Below are 18,397 nucleotides of genomic sequence, written 5' to 3' on the forward strand. Positions count from 1 at the left end.
CGTGATAGAAATGGGAACCACCATGACCAAGAATATGAGCAAGCTTGCGGCGCGCGTCGCTGCGCTGGCACTGGCCGTCCTGCCTGCGGCCGCCTTTGCCGCACCCACCAATATCGCCCAGGTGCCACTGTTGAACATCAACGGCACCGGCACCGTGAAGCCCAACCTGATGGTCCTGTACGACAATTCGGGTTCCATGGGCTGGTCCTATCTGCCGGACTACGTGGTTGACAATCTGTGCCGCTCCGGCGCCACGCTGGCGTCGGGACAGCGTTCCTGCGCGCCGGGTGATCCGCCGTATATGAGCTCGGACTTCAACCGCGTCTACTACAATCCGAAGATCACCTATCTGCCGCCGCTGAATGCGGACGGCACCTCGTATCCGTCCATGACCTCGGCCAACACCGGCGGTTGGGCCAGCGTCACCGGCGATGGTTTTGGCGTGGCCAACTTCGGCATGAACGGCTCGTCGGCGGGCACCATCAACCTGACCAATGGCTTCCCGGATCTGAAGTGGTGTAACAGCGGCGGCACTTGCGCTTTCAATACGGCCACCTACAACTACCCGGACAACACCTATAAGACTGCGAAGTCCTACAATACCAACCCTTACTACTACACCATCAACGTAGCGGAATTTTGCACGGACGCTTCGCTGACCAACTGTAAAACGGTGACGGTGGGCGCGGCGGCACCGGCCGGCTATCCGGTCCCGGCCAAAGTTCGCTGGTGTACTGACACTAGCTTGACCACTTGCCAGGCCAAATACATTGGCAGTGGCACCACCACCTACACCTATCCGCGCTATTCCAGCCCGACGGCATTGTCCGCCGGTGCTTACGCGACCATCACGATCGGTAGCAGCCCTAATGGCGTGGCCTCGAACATTGGCAACGTTTCGGTGGCGGAAGCGGGCGGCTCGGTCGTCATCTCGACTGGCCCCGTTGCCGTGCCGACCGGTACCCAGACCACAACTCTGCAAGCCAGCGTGGCCGAGGCGCTTGCCACCGCGATCGTGAACAAGACCGGCCTGACGAATCAGTACACGGCTTGCGTATACAAACCGGCCGGCAGTGTGGTGCCCGCCTGCTCGACGTGGGGCATCACGGTTCCCAGCGCAAATAATGTGATCGCCCTGATTCCGATTGATTGCGCCAGCGGTACGAGCAAAACCCTGGCCAACTGTAATATCGTTCCGGATGACAGCCGCACCGGCTGGGGCGTGACAGTGCCGGTCAGTGCCGCGTCGACTGCCTTCATCAACGTCACCGGTTCGACCAGCAGCAAAAATGCACCGGTACTGGCATCGGGGACGAAGCTGGGCTCGACGGTTCTGATGTCGACTTCGCTTACCTTCGGAACGTCGCAGACCCCTACACAGATCGCGGCCGCCATCGTCACCAAGATCGGCACGACTGGCACAATCAAGGCGTATGTTGGCGGGAGTTCGATCACCAGTGCCTGCGCGGCCAAGAACAACACTAATGTCTGCCTGGTTGATGCGACTGGCACCACCGGTCAGGCCGTCACCATGGCTTCGTTGAGCAACAACACCGGCGCCGGCGGTACCCCTGTGCAGGGTTCGGTGGTGTTCACCACCACGGCGTCTGCCAACACCGCTGACAGCCCGGTTCCAATCACCACCACGCCAATTGGCGCTGGTGCTGCGGTCTTTACGCGTACCGACATTATTCCGAGCCGTGTCAGCTATCCGAAGGACACCAACCGCAGCGACTGCGTCACGACCTCGGGTATTTGCACCTACGACGAAGAGATGACCAACTTTGCCAACTGGTACGCGTACTACAAGACGCGTAACCAGATGATGAAGAGCTCCCTGGGCCGCGCGTTCAATCCCCTGACCGGCAATTTCCGCGTCGGCTTCGTCTCGCTGTCGCAGGCGGCTGCCGGCGGCACCTTTGAGCAGCTGCCGCAAGACTTCACCGGTACTGCAAGGAGCAACTGGTACGGTACGCTGTATGGCATGTCGACTACTGGCAGCACGCCAATGCGCCCGGCTTTGCACAACGTTGGCAAGATGTACGCCGATACTACCAACGGTGTGGTGTCCTTCCCATGCCAGCTGAACTTCACCTTTGTTACCACTGACGGTTACTGGAATGGCGGCGCTGCCGCGACCGTGACCAATAACGACAACGTCGAGAAGGCGAGCCGCTTCTGCACCGCGGCCAGGGGCTGCGTCGATGCACGGGCACAGAACCCGCAATCGCTCGCTGACGTCGCTCTGTATTGGTATAACGGTGGATCGAACACTGGTACAACATCGTTGAACCCAGCCATCGACGACATGAGCAAGGTCGGTCAGGTGCCGGCAGCAGCGGGCGAGAACTCGCATCTGCATATGAACACCTATACCCTGGGTCTGGGTATCGACGGTATCATGGTTTACGATCCTAACTACAATACGGCACCCACGGTTGGCGGCGATTTCTACAAGCTGATTACCAATGCCACTGGATGCCCATGGAATGGCGGCAAGAACTATGTGTGGCCGGACCCGCAAACGGCGAGCAACAACAGCACCGTTCAGGAGCGTGTGGACGATCTGTGGCACGCGGCCATCAACGGTCACGGCAAATATTTCAGCGCCAAAGATCCACAGGACGTGGTGTCTGGCCTGAACGAAGCACTGTCCAACATCCAGGTGAGTGTTGGTGCTGCTGCGGCGGCTGCAACCTCGACGCCTAATATTTCGCAGCAGGACAACGACATCTTCTCCGACACTTTCACCACCGTGAAGTGGTATGGCGAATTGGCCGACAAGAAGATCGACCCGACCACGGGTATTGTGGGCAATGCCATCACCTGGATCAGCTCCGATACCGTTGGCCGCAAAGTCGCTGCCAGCACCGACAGCCGCAACATCTGGACCATGACCGAATCCGGTGCGGTGAAGGAATTCGATTACAGCCAGCTTTCGCCGACCATGCAGGGCTGGTTCGACAATAAGTGCCTGCTGCTTGCTCAGTGCAGCATGCTGTCGACTACCGACCGCGCCATTGTCAACAGCGGCGCCAATCTGGTGAACTGGCTGCGCGGCCAGCAGCAGTATGCGGATGACAAGCGCTTCCGCTCCTACACCAAGACCACCAACACGCCGAGCGGCGCCAGCGGCCCGGTGCCGATCGTGCTGGGCGATATCGCATCGTCCAAGCCGGCCTATGTGCGCGATCCGCGCAAGGGCTATACCGATGCCGGCTATCAGGCCTTTAAGAGTGATAATGCAGGCCGCCAGCCTGTGGTGTACACAGCGGCCAATGATGGCATGCTGCATTCGTTCGATGCCGCGACCGGCGAAGAGCTGTTTGCCTACGTGCCGCGCATCACGATGAAAAAGCTGTGGCAGCTCTCCAGCACGACCTATGGCACCAACCACATCTTCACGACCGATGGTTCGCCGGAAGTGGCGGACGTCCAGATCGACAATGTCTGGAAGACCGTCATGGTGGCTGGCCTGAATGGCGGTGGCCGCGGCTACTATGCGCTGGATGTGACGGCGGTGACTGGCCCGAACGACACGCCGAAGATCCTGTGGGAACTGTGCGCAGATTCTTCCGTCTGCAGCAATAACGATCCGGATCTCGGTCTGACTTTTGGTAACCCGCAGTTCGGGCGCTGGAATGGCCAATGGGTGGTGTTCCTGACTTCCGGCTATAACAATATTCCGGGCACTGACGGTGTCAGCACGGGCAATGGCCAGGGTTATCTGTACATTGTCGACATCAAGACGGGCAATATCCTGAAGAAAGTCGGTACCGGCTCCGGCGACTCGACTACGCCTTCCGGCCTGGCGAAAATTACTGCCATTACCGACGATCCGAACACGATTCCGGACGTCACCTACATCTATGGCGGCGACAATCAGGGCCAGATGTGGCGCTTCGATCTGACCGATAAAAACGGTGCGGTGGCAGTCGTCAAAATGGGCGATGCGGGCGTGAAGCAGCCGATCACCACCCGTCCGGACGTGACGCTGTGCGCGGTACAGCAGCCGAACGGTTCCCAGCTCGCCCAGCGCGTGGTGCTGTTTGGCTCGGGCCGCCTGCTGGATGTGCCGGATACCTCCAACGTCGATGTGCAAAGCCTCTATCTGCTGAAGGACTCCGGCTCGACGATTGATGTCCGTGGCTCGACCATGGTGCAGCAGGTGCTGTCGGGTGGCGGCACCAACACCCAGACTTTCACCATCACCAGCAATCCGGTGGATCTGCGTACCCAGAATGGCTGGTACTTTGACTGGAAGCTGAACGCCGGTGAACGTATGAACCTTGACCCGCAAATTGTCAGCGGCGTGGCCAGCGTGGTGACCAATATCCCGAGCTCTTCTTCGGACTGCTCGGTAGGCGGCACCAGTAATGTATATGCCGTGGACGTCTGCAACGGTACTGGCGTGAACAGCAATGTGGTGGGTGGCACGCTGTCCAATACCTCGGCGGCTGTAGGCTTCATCATCATCCGACTGCCGAAGGGTGAACTGAAGATGATTACCACTACCGCAAAAGGCGAAACGTTGACCAATCCAATCAGTGAACTTGATTCCGAAGGCGCCCACCCGGTCGGATGGCGCCGCGTGAAGGGGGATTGAGGTAAAATAGCGGGTTTCCCCGCTTTGCCTCACCCCCAAATCATGTCTGACGAATTGCTGAATGAAGCCGCTGCCTCGGGCAGCGGCAAGACTCCCGCTCTGATCGCCAAAGAGGTGCAGCGTCGCCGCACCTTCGGCATCATCTCCCACCCTGACGCGGGTAAAACCACGCTGACTGAAAAGCTGCTGCTGTTCTCGGGCGCGATCCAGATGGCCGGTACCGTGAAGGCGCGTAAGAGCGCGCGCCACGCCACCTCCGACTGGATGGAGATCGAGAAGCAGCGCGGCATTTCCGTGGCTTCGTCGGTGATGCAGTTCGATTTCCGCGACCACATCATCAACCTGCTGGACACTCCGGGCCACCAGGACTTCTCGGAAGATACCTATCGCGTGCTGACCGCCGTCGACTCCGGCCTGATGGTGATCGACGCGGCAAAAGGCGTGGAAGCGCAGACCATCAAGCTGCTGGACGTCTGCCGCATGCGCAATACGCCCATCGTCACCTTCATGAATAAGCTGGACCGCGAGTGCCGCGATCCGCTGGAGCTGCTGGACGAAGTCGAGTCCGTGCTGAAGATCCAGTGCGCGCCGGTGACCTGGCCGATCGGCATGGGCAAGAACTTCCGCGGCGTGTACCACCTGCTGCGCGACGAAGTGCTGCTGTTCCGTGCCGGCGAGGAAAGCGCAAGCCAGACGTTCGAAGTCGTCAAGGGCATCGACAATCCGAAGCTGCAGGAGATGTTCCCGCAGGAGATGGACCAGCTGCGCATGGAAGTGGAACTCGTGCATGGCGCTTCGCATCCGTTCAAGCTGGAAGATTTCCTGGCAGGCGTACAGACGCCGGTGTTCTTCGGTTCCGCGATCAACAACTTCGGCGTGCGCGAAATCCTGTCCGCGCTGGTGGATTGGGCGCCCGCACCGGGCAGCCGCGACGCCACCATCCGTACCGTGGCGCCGACCGAACAGCCGTTCTCCGGCTTCGTGTTCAAGATCCAGGCCAATATGGACCCGGCCCACCGCGACCGCATCGCCTTCCTGCGCGTGTGCTCCGGCCGTTTCGAGCGCGGCATGAAGATCAAGCATCTGCGCCTGAACCGCGAGGTGAAGGTGTCGTCGGTGGTGACCTTTATGGCATCGTCGCGCGAACAGGTGGAAGAGGCTTACGCAGGCGACATCATCGGCCTGCCGAACCACGGCAATATGCAGATCGGAGATTCCTTCTCGGAAGGCGAAATGCTGCAGTTCACCGGCATTCCTTACTTTGCCCCGGACTTCTTCCGCTCAGTGCGCATCCGTAATCCGCTGAAGCTGAAGCAGCTGCAGAAAGGCTTGCAGCAGCTGGGCGAAGAGGGCGCCGTGCAGGTCTTCAAGCCGGTGACGGGCGGCGATGTAGTGCTGGGCGCGGTTGGCGTGCTGCAGTTTGAAGTGGTGGCGAGCCGCCTGATGAACGAATACGGCGTCGACGCTGTGTTTGAAGGCACCAGCATCAGCACTGCGCGCTGGGTGTCCAGCGACGACAAGAAGGCGCTGTCCGACTTCGAAGCAGCCCTGGGCCACAACGTCGCTTACGACGCCGCGGGCAATCTGGCTTATCTGGCCACCTCGGGCGTCAATCTGCGCCTGACGCAGGAGCGCTGGCCGAAGCTGACTTTCCACGCTACCCGCGAGCACGCCACGAAGCTCGACTGAGCTGCGGCGGATCGATGATCCGCCCTACGCAGGGCCGGTCGTCGACGCGGCCGACGTAGCGCGGGTCATTGACCCGCCGCTTGCGTGCGGTATTCGCTCGGCGTCATGCCTGTACACAGGCGGAACGCCCGGCGGAATACCGCTTCATCGTTGAATCCCACCTCAATCGCCACCCGCTGAATACTGGCGCCACGATGCGCCAGCAGGCGCCTGGCATGCTCCACGCGGCAGCGCATCAGAAATCGTACCGGCGTCATGCCCAGGGCGGATTGGAAGCGCCGCGTCAGCGTGCGCGGGCTGAGTGCCGCATGGCGCGCCGCATCGTCCGGCGATATAGCGTGCGTGCAGTGTTGTTCCAGATAGCGCTGCGCTTCAGCACGCGTTCATCGCCGTGCTGTTGCAAGCTGCGCAGATTCAGCGTGCCCTGGTCGTAGCTTAGCTGGCGCGCCGAATTCGTAAAGCGTGCAAATTTGCTGGCCGCCTTCTCGCCGTGGAAGCGGCTGATCAGATGCGCGCAAGCTTCAATCGCCGGCGCAATGCTGGCGGCCGTAATCAGCTGGCCGTCCACCACCAGCGGCGTGTCCGGATCGAAACGCACTTCAGGATAGTGCACCGCAAATGCGCGGCGATCGGACATATTGCCTGTGGCATCCCGTCCATTCAGCATGCCTGCCTCCGCCAGCAGCCGCACGCCGCTGGCGATGGCCAGAATGCAGGCGCCGTTGTCGCGGGCGCGCTCCAGCCAGCGCCGCAGGGCAGTGCTCAGCGGCGGATGCGCGGTTGGCGGCAGGAAGAAGGCTGGCAGCACAATCACTTGCGCCGGCCGCGCCGTGCGCAGGCTGCGCTCGGGTGTAATTACCGGTCCGGTGAAGGAGGGCAGCGGTTGCATGGTCGGCCCCACCAGGGTGATGTCGAACAGCGCCGCCTGGCGCAGATCAGCATTGTTCTTGATCAGCGGTCCGGCGACGGCAAGCAGCTCCCTGATCAGGTAGACAGAACCTGCCCAGCAATTTTTGTCGACGTAAATGCTGACGGGGATCATGGCGAAAACAGTCCGTTAAATGGCTGAAATTGTACGCCATTCGCTGCACGCCGCGCTTAGCATATTTGCATGAATATCCTGAGCTACATTGAGCGCCACGAGCTGCGCTCCCTGACCACGCCCAGCAATCGACAAGCCGTCTGGGTCGTCGCCTGCAATGCCGGCCTGATTGCCGCGGCCTTCGCGTTGCCCGCGCTTTGGCACAATCCGGCGGCCTGGGTGCTGGCGTCCGTTGTGCTGGCTGGCCGGGCGCTTGGGCTGGGCATCCTGACGCACGAAGCCGCGCACCTGACCTTCTTCCGCTCGCGCAAGCTCAATGAGTGGGCGGGGATCTGGCTGTTCGGCGCGCTGCCCAACGTGCCATACCACGGCTACCGCCGCGGCCATCTACAGCATCACCGCGCGCTCGGCACCGGGCAAGATCCGGATCTCGCGTTTGTCGACGGCTATCCCGCCACGCGCGCCAGCTTGTTGCGTAAGCTGCTGCGCGACGTCTCCGGCATCAACGGCGTCAAGAATGTGGCCTATCAGATGCGCAGCAATGAATCCACGGCTCTGCGACCGTTCCTGCTGGCGCACGCACTTTTGTTTGGCGCGCTGTGGGCTGCCGGTATACCACAGGTGTACGCCTGCTGGTGGATCGGGATGATCTTTGTCTATCCGCTCCTTCTGCGGCTGCGCGTGATGGCGGAGCACGGAGGGTTGCCTGACGCGCAAGGCGCCGATCTGCGCGAAAATACCGGCACCACGCTGGCGGGGCCGCTGGCGCGCCTACTGGTGGCGCCGAATCGCGTCAACTACCATGTGGAGCATCATCTAGCCGCCTCGGTGCCTTGCTACCGTCTGCCGGCGATGCACAAGCTGCTGGTAGCGCGCGGGTTTTACGAAGGCGCTGCCAATCTGGCGCCGTCCTACTGGCATGTCGTGCGGCGCTGCATGGCGCGCGATGGGCAGGCCGCAGTCAAGCGCCGCGTGGCAAAAGGGGCGCTGGACAATATGCGTTAAATATAGGCGCCGACGTCGGCCATGGCTTCCCAGCGCCGGCCCTCGCGCAGCAGCGCCTCAAGCTGCGCCGCGGGCATAGGCCGCGCGAAGTAGTAGCCCTGCATGACATCGCATCCCACGCCGCGCAGGAAGGCGACTTGTTCCGCAGTTTCCACGCCTTCCGCCACCACGCTCAGATTCAGGCTGTGCGCCATCGCGATGATGGCGGTGGCGATCGCTTCGCCGTCACCCGGCACACCGTTGACGAAACTGCGATCGATCTTCAGCTGGTCGATGGGGAAGCGCTTCAGATAGGACATGGACGAGTAGCCGGTACCGAAATCGTCGATCGACAAATGAATGCCTGCCGCCTGGATCTTGTTCAGCAGCGCGATATTGGCGTGCACATTTTCCATCAGCACGCCCTCGGTGATCTCCAGCTCAAGGATGCGCGCAGGCAGGCCGGTTTCGTCCAGCAGTGACTGCACCTCGGTCATCAGCGCCATGTCCTTGGTCTGCGCGGCGGACAGATTGACGGCCACGTGTTCGATGCCTTCGAACAGCCCCGCATCGCGCCACGCGGCGGCCTGGCGTACGGCGGTTTGCAGCACCCAGCGCCCAAGCGGCACGATCACGCCGCTTTCTTCCGCGACCGGAATGAATTCGGCAGGGCTGACCACGCCGAGCTCCGGACAAGTCCAGCGGGTCAGCACTTCCAGTCCGCGTGTGCGTCCCGTACGGACATCGATCTGCGGCTGATAGTGCAGCGACAGCTCGCCATTGTCCAGCGCGCGGCGCAGGTTGGCTTCCAGCGCCAGGCGCTTGCTGGCTTTCTGCGCCATCTCGGGATGGAAAATCTCGTAAGCGTTCTTGCCCTTGTTCTTGGCGTGATACATCGCGATGTCGGCGCAACGCATCAGGGAAGCCGCGTTCAGGGCGTCGCGCGGGTACGCGCTGACGCCGACGCTGGCCGTGACGAACAGCTGATGACGATCCAGCTGGAACGGCGCTGCCAGTGCATGCAGGATCTTGCGTGCCACGCGATCCGGAGATATCTCGTCGCGCTCCGGTTCGACGATGACGACAAACTCGTCGCCGCCGATGCGGCAGATGATGTCCGTGCTGCGCAGGGCGTCAGTCAGACGCTGCGCGACCTGGCGCAGCAGGGTGTCGCCGGTGTCGTGGCCCAGCGTATCGTTCACCACCTTGAAGTTGTCGAGATCGAGCAGCAGCAGGCTGACGGCTGTTTCCTGCTTGTCTGCACGGCGCAATGCGAATGGCAGGCGGTCGTTGAACGCGTGCCGGTTCGGCAGCCCTGTGACGGAATCGATATGCGCCAGCTGATGCAGATTCTGTTCCGCCAGCGCCACCGCGTGCCGCATGCGGCGCACCATCAGCCAGGCCAGCGCAAAAGAGCCCAGGGCGACAATGCCCGTAAAGGCCGCAAATGCCGCCGAGCGGCGATACAAGGGCATGAGGGAGGCGCGAATCGCGACGGTCCCGACAACCTTGCCGTTGGCATGCACCGGTTCCAGCACATCAAGATAGTCGACGCTGTATTCGTGCCGCGCCACTTCGCCGTTGAGCAGCTCAGGCACCGGCGCATTGGGGCGGCGGAATTGCGCGAGCGGCATGTCGCCGACCGCAATGGTGGCGCTTTGTACGGCCGGCGAGGCTTCCAGTCCGCCCAGGATTTCTTCCCCGGCGCGTGGATCGCGAAACAGCATGGCGGCGCTGCTGTTATTGCCGACAATGCGCGCCTGCACTTGCAAGTCGCGCAACATGGAAGTCCGTGTCACGCTGAACTGGATCAGCACCACCAGCACGGTGACCAGGCCCAGTGCGGCGCCTGCGGACAGCATGGTGCCGCGCACCATGCGGCTGCCGATTTGGAGCAGATGTGTCATTGCACGCTCCTTGCGAGGCGCAGCAGTTTGGAACTGAGCGCAAGCCGTGCCCGGCGCACGGAGCCAAGATCGACGTCAAAACCGATGCGGTGATTGTCGATATTCAGCGAAATCATGGCGCCTTCCGCGCCGATCACGCGGTCGTCCGCAATCGTCAGGACGCTGGTGCCGGTGAGCTCGTCGCGCAGCGAAGTCCAGCGATCGCGGTCGCGGCCATCCAGTGCCAGTACATGGCATCCGGCCAGTTGCGATGCAGGCGTTCCCGTTGAGAGAACGCGCAGCGACATGCGGTGGCCATTGATGACTTTGTCCTGCATATCAGTCAGTGCTGCCTGCAGCCCGTTACCCTGGAATGTACACACGCGCAGGGGCATGGATGGCGCCAGCGTGTCCTGCGGCCACTCGGTGAAGATAGCGAAGTTGAATAGCATGGCTGCCTTCAATGCCGGTTCGGATGCGCCTTGCGGCAGCTGGGCATGCGCCGCCCCCGCCAGCAGCATGGCCGCGGCATAAGCGATGAGGTGGCGCAGTCCGTTCATCAGTAGCTCAACCTCAAGCGGACCAGCACGCGCCGACCATCCTGCGCGATGGCGCGCTGCAGTGTGGCGCTGGATGCGGGATCGGCGTAACGGCGGTCGAACAGATTGCTGAGTGTGATGCTGGTGTCGATATGCCGCGTCAATCCGATAGTGAAGAGATTCAGATTGGCCAGCAAAAATGCCCCTGCATGGCCGCCGCCCATCAAATCGCGCCGGCTGGTGTACTGCGCTTCAAAGCCCGCATGCCAGTGGTAGTGCAACGGCTTTGCCACATTCAGCTTCGCCAGCACCGACGGGGAGTTTGCTTCGTCCTGGCGCACATTCTGATAAGCGACGCTGGTGCGCAGACGGGTGCCGCGGGCGTAATTGCGTTCATACTCGGCCTCGATGCCCTGCGCACGGAAGTGGTTCGCGTTCTGGAATTGCGGCAGGCCGCTGACCGGATCTTCCTGTTGCCCAATCAGGTCGCTCAACTGATTGCGGAAGGCGGTGACTGTCAGCCGCGCATTGCCTGCCAGCTCGCGCACCAGCACGACTTCGGTAGTGCGGATGCGTTCCCGGTTCAGTCCCGGATTGCCCAACTGGCCGCCGTCGCCGCCCACCGTGTAATACAGCTCGTAGCTATTGGGCGAGCGGAAGGCGGTGCCATACATGGCTTTCAGTGTGGTGGCGCGTGCGATATCGGCAATCAGCGCCAGGCGCGGACTGAAGGCGCCGCCGCTGCGGCTGTCGCGGTCAAAACGCGCGCCGGCATTGAGCAGCAGGCCAGGCGCCAGTGTGATTTCGTCTTGCGCGTACAGCCCGTAGCGCCGGTAACGGTGCTGATCGTCCAGCAGCAGCGCGTAAGGATCGGTGTCGTAGTTGAGCTGGACCAGCTGATAGTTGTACTGGTATTCGGCGCCCGTCACCAGTTTGTGCGATGCCGACAAAGGCAGATAGATGCTGGTGTCCGCGCCCCACCAGCGGCTGCGCGTTTCATCGCGATTGAGACTGTAGATCGCATCATCGTTGACGTAGTTGCCGAGATAATCATAGTCGCCGCGATACACGCGCACGGTTAGTTCGCCTTGCTCCGCGACGTTGCTGCGATAGGCCAGTTCGGCCAGATTGAAACGGTCGGTCAGGCTGCCGCCCGGCACGTCGAAGGGCTGGCCGTAGGTCGCGGTGGGCGTGCCTTTGCGCCGCTCGCCGCCCAGCAGGGTCAGGGTGAATGGGCCATGCTGGCCGCGCGCGTAAAAGCGCTCACCGCTTTCCCAATCGAGTCCGTGCGCCGTGGCCTTGTATTCCGGGACGTAGAGATCCCGCCCATCGCTGGCATAGCGGCTGGCGGAGAACAGCATTTCGCTTGCGCCATCGCGCCAGGCGTAGCTGGCAGCGCCACGCCGCGCACCGGATTGGCCGCCTTCGATTGTGGCGCGTACGCCCTCCAGATCGCGGGCGCGCTTGGTGATGACGTTGATGACGCCGAAGAAGGCATTCGCGCCATAAATCGAGGAACCCGGACCGGGCACAAACTCGATGCGGTCCACCAGTTCCAGGTCCAGCGGGAATTCCTGTCCCAGCAAGGCCTGATCGAACACCGCGTCGTTAATGCGTGTACCGTCGATCTGCAGCAGAAAGCGCGAGTTGTAGTCGCCGGCCCTTAGAAAGCCCCGTGCGCCCACATAGCTGTAGCTGCGATCGTTGCTGGAGTAAAGCCCGCGAATGCTGCGCAGCGCTTCAGCCAGCGTACGCCAGCCGTAGGCACGGATGTCTTCCGCGGTAATCACGGTGACCGAGGAAGGAGCCTCGCTGGCCTTCTGCGTAAAGCGGGAAGCACTCACCACCTCAAGCGACATGAGGTCTTCGAGGGGCAGGGTAGTCAGGTCGGTCTGCGCGGCCGCCGCTTGTCCGCCAAGCAGCAAGGACGCAAGCGCGCCAGTCAGGATGCGGTGTCCTGACATTTTTTAATATGTCTCATACTGCAACAACTTGTATCAATTCATCCCAAATGTTGGCATTGCCGTCCGGGAATGTACAGTTCCCGTTGCACAAGCGGGGCTTTTCCGCAACAGGCGCACGTAAAGCTAATTGAAAGGTTCGATCACGTATCGTGTGCTCCAACAGCAGATCAACATAGCAAGAGGAGACATCATGAACGCTGCTACCCAACGCCGGTCGAGCGAAGATAACAACGTGGTTGCACTGGACGGTTCCGCCGAGCCGCAAGCCGGTGCGGCCTGGTACCAGCACGCCTGGCGCGCGATGGATAGCCGTGTCGGCGTGGTGCCGCTGCCGGTCTACCTGCTGCTGGCCGCCCTGATCGCGGGCTTTTGCAAACTGGGCAAGGTGCCGACTGATATGTCGGTGTCAATTGCGATTCTGGCCATTGGCGGCTTTACCTGCGCCGAATTCGGCAAACGCCTGCCGCTGCTGCGCCATATCGGCGCCGCTGCGGTGTGCGCAACCTTTGTGCCTTCCTTCCTGGTCTACCTGCACGCGATTCCACCGGTGCTGCTGAAGAACGTGGTGGAGTTCACCAAGGTCACCAACTTCCTTTATCTCTTCATCGCCTCGATCATCGTCGGCAGTATTTTCAGCATGGACCGCAACGTGCTGGTGAAAGGCTTCCTGAAAATTTTCGCGCCGCTGGCGGCTGGCACCGTGATCGCCGCGCTGGTCGGTACGGCGGTCGGCATGGCGCTCGGCCTGGGCTGGAAGCACACGCTGTTCTTCATCGTAGTGCCGATCATGGCGGGCGGCGTAGGCGAGGGCGCCATTCCGCTGTCGATTGGCTACGCGGCGATTCTGGGCCTGGCGCAAGGCGATATGTTTGCCCAGGTACTGCCGCCTGTGATGCTGGGCAGCCTGAGTGCGATCCTGCTGTCCGGTTGCCTGAACTTCGTCGGCAAGCGCTATCCGCATCTGACCGGCGAAGGCCGTTTGCAGCCCGGCGTCGCGGACGACCTGCGTGTTTCCGAACTGCCGGCGGGTCCTGCTGATATTACTAACGTCGCGGGTGCTGGCCTTACTGCCATCGCGCTGTATATGGTTGGCCTGATGTGCTTCCGCCTGTTCGATTTCCCGGCACCGGTGGCGATGCTGTTTGTCGCCGTTGTGCTCAAGCTGCTGCGTGTGGTGTCGCCGCAGCTGCAACAGGGCTCGCACGTGGTGTACAAATTCTTCTCGACCGCAGTAACCTATCCGTTGCTGTTTGCGATTGGCGCCGCGATGACCCCGTGGGAAAAACTGATCGCTGCTTTTACCTTGGCCAATCTGATTACCATCGTGGCCACGGTGGCAACGCTGATGGCGACCGGCTTTGTCGTGGGCCGCCGCCTTGGCATGTATCCAATCGAAACGGCCATCATCAACGCCTGCCATAGTGGCCAGGGCGGCACCGGCGACGTGGCCATTCTGACCGCCGCCAACCGTATGCAGATGATGCCCTTTGCGCAGATCGCGACCCGTATCGGCGGCGCGATCGTGGTCACGCTGTCCCTGTTCGCGCTGGCGCGTCTGGGCGCATAAAGAAAGAAGGCTGGCATGCGCCAGCCCTTGTTCACTTGGCCGGAGAGGCCAGTGGCTTGCCCTTCTCGACGACATAGGTGCCAATCAGGCGCATGGTGCCGGAACCCGTGTTCTTCGCATCATGCACTTTACCGGCCGGGATGACGACCGCGTCGCCAGCCTTCAGCTTGCGCGGTGCCTCGCCCTCAATCAGCAACTCGCCTTCACCTTCCAGCACGTAGCTGATTTCGTCGCCCGGATGAGTATGGCGTCCGGCGAAAACGCCCGGCTCCAGCTCCACCTTTGCGACCACGGCCTCGCGGCCTTCGATGGACAGGTCGGCCTTCGTAACGACAGTGCGCTTGATGCCCTGGGCTTGGGCTGCTCCTAAGCCGATTACTGCCAGGGCGACTGCCGTTGCAAGTAATTTGAGGGCGTTCATGGGTCAGGGCGGGTTGTTATCGATGTCTGGGTACAGGCCGCTCATCACCTTATTGCTTGGGCCAGCAACGATGACTTTCTCGCCCTTGCTGTTGATGAATCCAAAGTCCAGGTGGATCTTGACCTTTTGGGAGTTGATGTCGTTCAGAGTCACGTGCTTGCCATCTGCGCTGATGGACGGTGTGCTCAGTTGATCGTTAGGGTCTGGCGTGACTGAGCCGATGATCACACCGTGCGGTGCTGATTTCAGTTTGAAGCTGATGGTGGTGTGACGTGCATCGACGCCGACGATTGGCGGGTCGTAAGTCGCTTCGTAGCCAGTATCCGTTTCGACCACTGTGATGTCGCAGTGTTTGAACGGCGCTTTGTTATCACTCATTGATTACCTTTCATAAAAGGTTGGGTGGAGATGTAGCGCATATAACGAGCTTCGCGGTAGCCCATGGTATCGAGCTGCCGCATTTGATTGGCAACGAGATTACTATCGCCAATACAAATATTGGCCCGAACTTGTAGAGCAAGCAGGGCATAGTCTGTTGAGGTGGAGGCGAGCGGCAACAGCACGTCGCGCGCCTGTTTGCAGTAATCAATCATGCGCTCATCCAGACCCGAACGATGCGCTATGTCGGCGCGTGCGAGCAAGGCATCGGCATAAATGCTGACGGCGGCGCTGTCCGTTTTGGACTTGAGGTATTGGGCTTCGAGCGCGGCAACGGCATCGTCCAGATTCTTCAATGCGTCAGCATGACGTCCCAGCATCTGAAGTAAAGGAGTGCGGGCCTGCTTGAATTTGATGGTCTGGAAGGTAAGGGTACTGTTCTTCGGGTCGAGCGCACTCAAGCCTTCCATCTTTTCGCAAATGACCTGTAGCCGGTCAAGACTGCTCTTGGGATCACCATTCGGTTCGAACAATTCGAATTGGCGACCCTTGGCAGCATAGAGGCGCGCTTGCCATTGGCGATTGCTTGGATCAAGGTCGACAAGCCGTTGCAGTACGCCCTCAGCATCCTTCAGTTTGGCCATCGCCTCCGCGCGATGGCCAAGGGCGGCTTGCAACAATCCCTGACGCATCAGCGACAGCGACAAGCGGTTTGCCCAGTTGGCGTCTCCAGTGAAGATCGGACGCAGCAGGGCTTCCTCTTCGCCATAAAGCCGCATCGTTTCGTCCAAGTGTCCTTGTTTGAGTTTGCTTTCTGCCAGCCACGAATAACTGTTCGCAAGATCTGCTTGCAAGGCCAGTTTTTCCGGTTTTTGGCGCTGCACCTGCAACCGGCCCTTCAGCGCCTGTTCGAATTCCCTTGCCGCTTCATCAAAGCGATTTCGCTTCATCGCGATGACGCCAAGGCTATTGTGAGCGTAGGATTGTTCCAGCCAACCGTCAGGATCGGTTGGGTCGACAGCGGCGAAGCGATCGCTGAATTCTCGATATTCCTGCAAAAACTTCTCAGCTTCATCAAGTTCGTTTTGTCCCAGATGATACTGGCCTAGCAAAAACGCGACGATACCTCGCTCGCGCAGAGCGGTGCGGTCCTGGTTGGGCGGGAGTTTGCGAAGAATGCTGAGGGCCTTCGTCCACGCCATGGCAGCTTCCGGCGCGCGTGAGCGATATTGCTTTACCTCGCCGATAATACGCAATGCCTTGGCATGCTGAGTTTGCGTCGCCACATTGCCATCGCTTTCCTGCACTTTACCCAGATAATCCAGGGCCTTCTTGCTGATATCGTCCAGCAAATCGAGCTTGCCAATTGGCCTCAGCTTTTCACTGAAGTCGCCCAGCATATAGGTCATCAAACCTTCGGCTTCACTGCGGTTGCGTTCTGCTTCGCGCTGGGCGTTGTGTGCCATCAAACCAAGGCCGGTGGCGAGGACCGCGAGCACGGCGATCAGCGCGACCACGCCGTTACGAATTCGCTCGCCGAGGCGCGCACGGCTGATGGAGGAGCGCACGTATTCGGCTTCCAGAGGTGCGAGGGAAAAGTTTTCGAGGCTGAGCAGTTCGGCGGCCTGGCTCACCTGGGTGCCGCTGGGCAGCAGCAGATCGCGCGGACGGCTGGATGCGGCCCAGCGCGCCGCTTGTCCGCTGAGACGGGTACGTAGCTGGAGGGCGTGGCGGTAGCGCTCGATCCATTCGACCACGCGCGGCCAGCGGCGCAGCAGGGCTTCGTGGGCGACGCCGAAGCTGGGCACGTCGCCGGCCAGTTCGCTGACGAACAGGCGGGCTTCGACCATGGCGCGCACCAGCTCTCTCTCGGCATCGCTGCGCAGCAGAGACCAGGGACTGCGGCGCGCAGTCACGGCGGCTTGTTCGTCGCCGATGTTCACCAGCAGCGACAGCACGTGGGGCAGGGCGGCGACCTGTTCGGGCTTAAGTCCGTCCACGACTTGCTCGGCGCGGACGCCAATTGCACCTTCGATGCCGCCCAGCTGGTGGAAGGCTTCGAAACGCAATTGGCCGTCTTCGCTGCGCAAGCGATATAGCTCATTCAAGCAATACTGCAGCAGGGGCAGCGTGTCGGGACTGCCGCGCGCGGCGTCGCACAGCACGTCGTCCAGGCTGGCGCCGCTGGCCGCATCCTGCTCGAAGGTGAGCTGGGCGGCGCGGGCGGGCTGGCGCACGATCTGGGCGATGTCGGCGCCATCCGGTGCGGTCAGATCGTAGTGGCCGCCGCGGGCTTTCAGGGCCATCAGCGCGGGCAGGGCGACGATGTCCGGGTAGAAGTCGTTACGGCAGGCCGTGACCACCAGCAGCCCTTTGCCGCGCGCCAGTGTTTCCAGCACGGCGATGAACGCCGTGCGGTCGGCGGCACTGCTGCGGAAAATGGCTTCCAGGCGGTCGACAAAAATGGCGATGCGCGGTTTGCCGCCGGTGCGTTCCCCGACAAAGCTGGCAACCGCCGCCGCATCCTTTTCCAGTCGCTGGCCAAGACTGGCGGCGCTGTCGCCGTCAAACAGCGGCGCGTCATCGAGGTCGGCGTCGAGCAGGGCGGCGGCCAGGGCCTGGAACAGATTGCCGCCGCCGAGGTCGGCGCAATCCATATAAGTGGTGCTGGACAGAACGATGGCTTCGTCGGGCCGAGCCGCACCTGCCATTAATTGTGGCAGCAGCCCCGCGCGCACCAGCGAGGTCTTGCCCGACCCGGACGGGCCAAGCACGAGCGCCATGGCGCAGCCCTCGACCGCCTGCGCGGTGACGATGGCGCGCAACTGGGCGGTGGCGCTTACCCGGCCGAAGAAGATGGCAGCGTGATTTTCCTGGAATGCCTCCAGACCGCGGAACGGTGAGCCGCTGGTCCAGCCGGCTGGTGCCGCCTCCGCAGCTTCGACCACGGTAGCGATCGCCCGGTAGCCGCGCTTGCGGATGGTCTCGATATAACGCGGATCAGTTGTCGAATCGCCAAGTGCACGGCGCAATTGGGTGATTGCTTTGTGGACAGGATTGTCGCCCAGTTCGTTGCTTCCCCAGCAAGCCTGGAGCAACTCTTCGGCCGGAATGACGGCGCCGGGGTGGCGGCATAGGTAGCGCAGCACCTGCATAACACGCGGTTCCAGCTGCGTACGAACGCTGCCGTCGCTGACAGCGTTGCCTTCCAGATCCACATCCCAATCGCCGAAGCGAAAACCCGTGTTTGACATCTCATTCACCACATTATTCTTATTAATCAGCTACTTATCGAAACCTTCCGGAGCCGGAAGAGAAACC

12 protein-coding genes are annotated in these 18,397 nt (G+C 61.4%); 4 read left to right on the forward strand and 8 right to left on the reverse strand.

Annotated elements, in window-relative coordinates; genetic code table 11:
- Positions 1 to 22 precede the first annotated feature (22 nt).
- Positions 23 to 4,606 (forward strand): PilC/PilY family type IV pilus protein, encoded by a 4,584-nt coding sequence (locus tag AB4Z19_RS04170; RefSeq protein ID WP_442034361.1) that lies wholly within the window; start codon positions 23 to 25, stop codon positions 4,604 to 4,606.
- 42 nt (positions 4,607 to 4,648) lie between these two features.
- Positions 4,649 to 6,295 (forward strand): peptide chain release factor 3, encoded by a 1,647-nt coding sequence (locus tag AB4Z19_RS04175; protein ID WP_442025852.1) that lies wholly within the window; start codon positions 4,649 to 4,651, stop codon positions 6,293 to 6,295.
- Between the two features lie 65 nt (positions 6,296 to 6,360).
- Here AB4Z19_RS04175 and AB4Z19_RS04180 read toward each other — a convergent pair whose 3' ends face one another.
- Together AB4Z19_RS04180 and AB4Z19_RS04185 are read right to left on the reverse strand one after the other, a co-directional pair.
- The gene (locus tag AB4Z19_RS04180; RefSeq protein WP_442034449.1) at positions 6,361 to 6,654 is read right to left on the reverse strand and encodes a helix-turn-helix domain-containing protein; all 294 of its coding nucleotides are present in this window, start codon (positions 6,652 to 6,654) and stop codon (positions 6,361 to 6,363) included.
- A complete protein-coding gene (locus AB4Z19_RS04185) occupies positions 6,579 to 7,337 on the reverse strand; it encodes a DJ-1/PfpI family protein (protein WP_442034363.1) in 759 nt (252 codons plus the stop codon). Before AB4Z19_RS04185 ends, AB4Z19_RS04180 begins: the two co-directional genes overlap by 76 nt.
- A gap of 69 nt (positions 7,338 to 7,406) precedes the next feature.
- Between AB4Z19_RS04185 and AB4Z19_RS04190 the strand changes: the two genes are divergently transcribed.
- Positions 7,407 to 8,342 carry a fatty acid desaturase family protein gene (locus AB4Z19_RS04190; protein WP_442025855.1) on the forward strand — a complete coding sequence of 312 codons (936 nt, stop codon included), beginning with the start codon at positions 7,407 to 7,409 and terminating at the stop codon, positions 8,340 to 8,342.
- On the opposite strand, the gene AB4Z19_RS04195 is transcribed toward AB4Z19_RS04190, so the two are convergent.
- The 3 genes from AB4Z19_RS04195 to AB4Z19_RS04205 are packed head-to-tail and all read right to left on the reverse strand — an operon-like array spanning position 8,339 to position 12,710.
- The gene (locus tag AB4Z19_RS04195; protein ID WP_442025856.1) at positions 8,339 to 10,228 is read right to left on the reverse strand and encodes a putative bifunctional diguanylate cyclase/phosphodiesterase; all 1,890 of its coding nucleotides are present in this window, start codon (positions 10,226 to 10,228) and stop codon (positions 8,339 to 8,341) included. The genes AB4Z19_RS04190 and AB4Z19_RS04195 overlap by 4 nt on opposite strands.
- Positions 10,225 to 10,767 carry a YfiR family protein gene (locus tag AB4Z19_RS04200; protein WP_442025857.1) on the reverse strand — a complete coding sequence of 181 codons (543 nt, stop codon included), beginning with the start codon at positions 10,765 to 10,767 and terminating at the stop codon, positions 10,225 to 10,227. The genes AB4Z19_RS04195 and AB4Z19_RS04200 overlap by 4 nt, the downstream gene beginning before the upstream one ends.
- Complete coding sequence (locus AB4Z19_RS04205; protein ID WP_442034365.1) at positions 10,767 to 12,710, reverse strand: TonB-dependent receptor plug domain-containing protein; 1,944 nt, start codon at positions 12,708 to 12,710, stop codon at positions 10,767 to 10,769. Before AB4Z19_RS04205 ends, AB4Z19_RS04200 begins: the two co-directional genes overlap by 1 nt.
- A 190-nt stretch (positions 12,711 to 12,900) precedes the next feature.
- Here AB4Z19_RS04205 and AB4Z19_RS04210 point away from each other — a divergent pair, with 190 nt between their 5' ends.
- Positions 12,901 to 14,277, forward strand: a complete 1,377-nt coding sequence (locus AB4Z19_RS04210; RefSeq protein ID WP_442034367.1) for a 2-hydroxycarboxylate transporter family protein — start codon at positions 12,901 to 12,903, stop codon at positions 14,275 to 14,277.
- A gap of 31 nt (positions 14,278 to 14,308) precedes the next feature.
- Here the strand turns inward: AB4Z19_RS04210 and AB4Z19_RS04215 are convergent, their stop codons facing one another.
- From AB4Z19_RS04215 to AB4Z19_RS04225, 3 genes are read right to left on the reverse strand one after another with little or no spacing between them, the layout of a single operon-like run.
- On the reverse strand, positions 14,309 to 14,698 hold the full coding sequence (locus AB4Z19_RS04215; RefSeq protein WP_442029459.1) for a cupin domain-containing protein: 390 nt from the start codon (positions 14,696 to 14,698) through the stop codon (positions 14,309 to 14,311).
- A 3-nt stretch (positions 14,699 to 14,701) separates the two neighbouring features.
- Entirely contained in the window at positions 14,702 to 15,076 is a 375-nt protein-coding gene (locus tag AB4Z19_RS04220; protein WP_442029461.1) for a hypothetical protein, read from the reverse strand.
- Positions 15,073 to 18,330, reverse strand: coding sequence for an nSTAND1 domain-containing NTPase (locus tag AB4Z19_RS04225; protein WP_442034369.1), 3,258 nt, complete (start codon positions 18,328 to 18,330; stop codon positions 15,073 to 15,075). The genes AB4Z19_RS04220 and AB4Z19_RS04225 overlap by 4 nt, the downstream gene beginning before the upstream one ends.
- Positions 18,331 to 18,397 lie beyond the last annotated feature (67 nt).

Origin of the sequence: Pseudoduganella sp. RAF19 (assembly GCF_052114165.1) — a bacterium.
Taxonomy (GTDB): domain Bacteria; phylum Pseudomonadota; class Gammaproteobacteria; order Burkholderiales; family Burkholderiaceae_D; genus Rugamonas.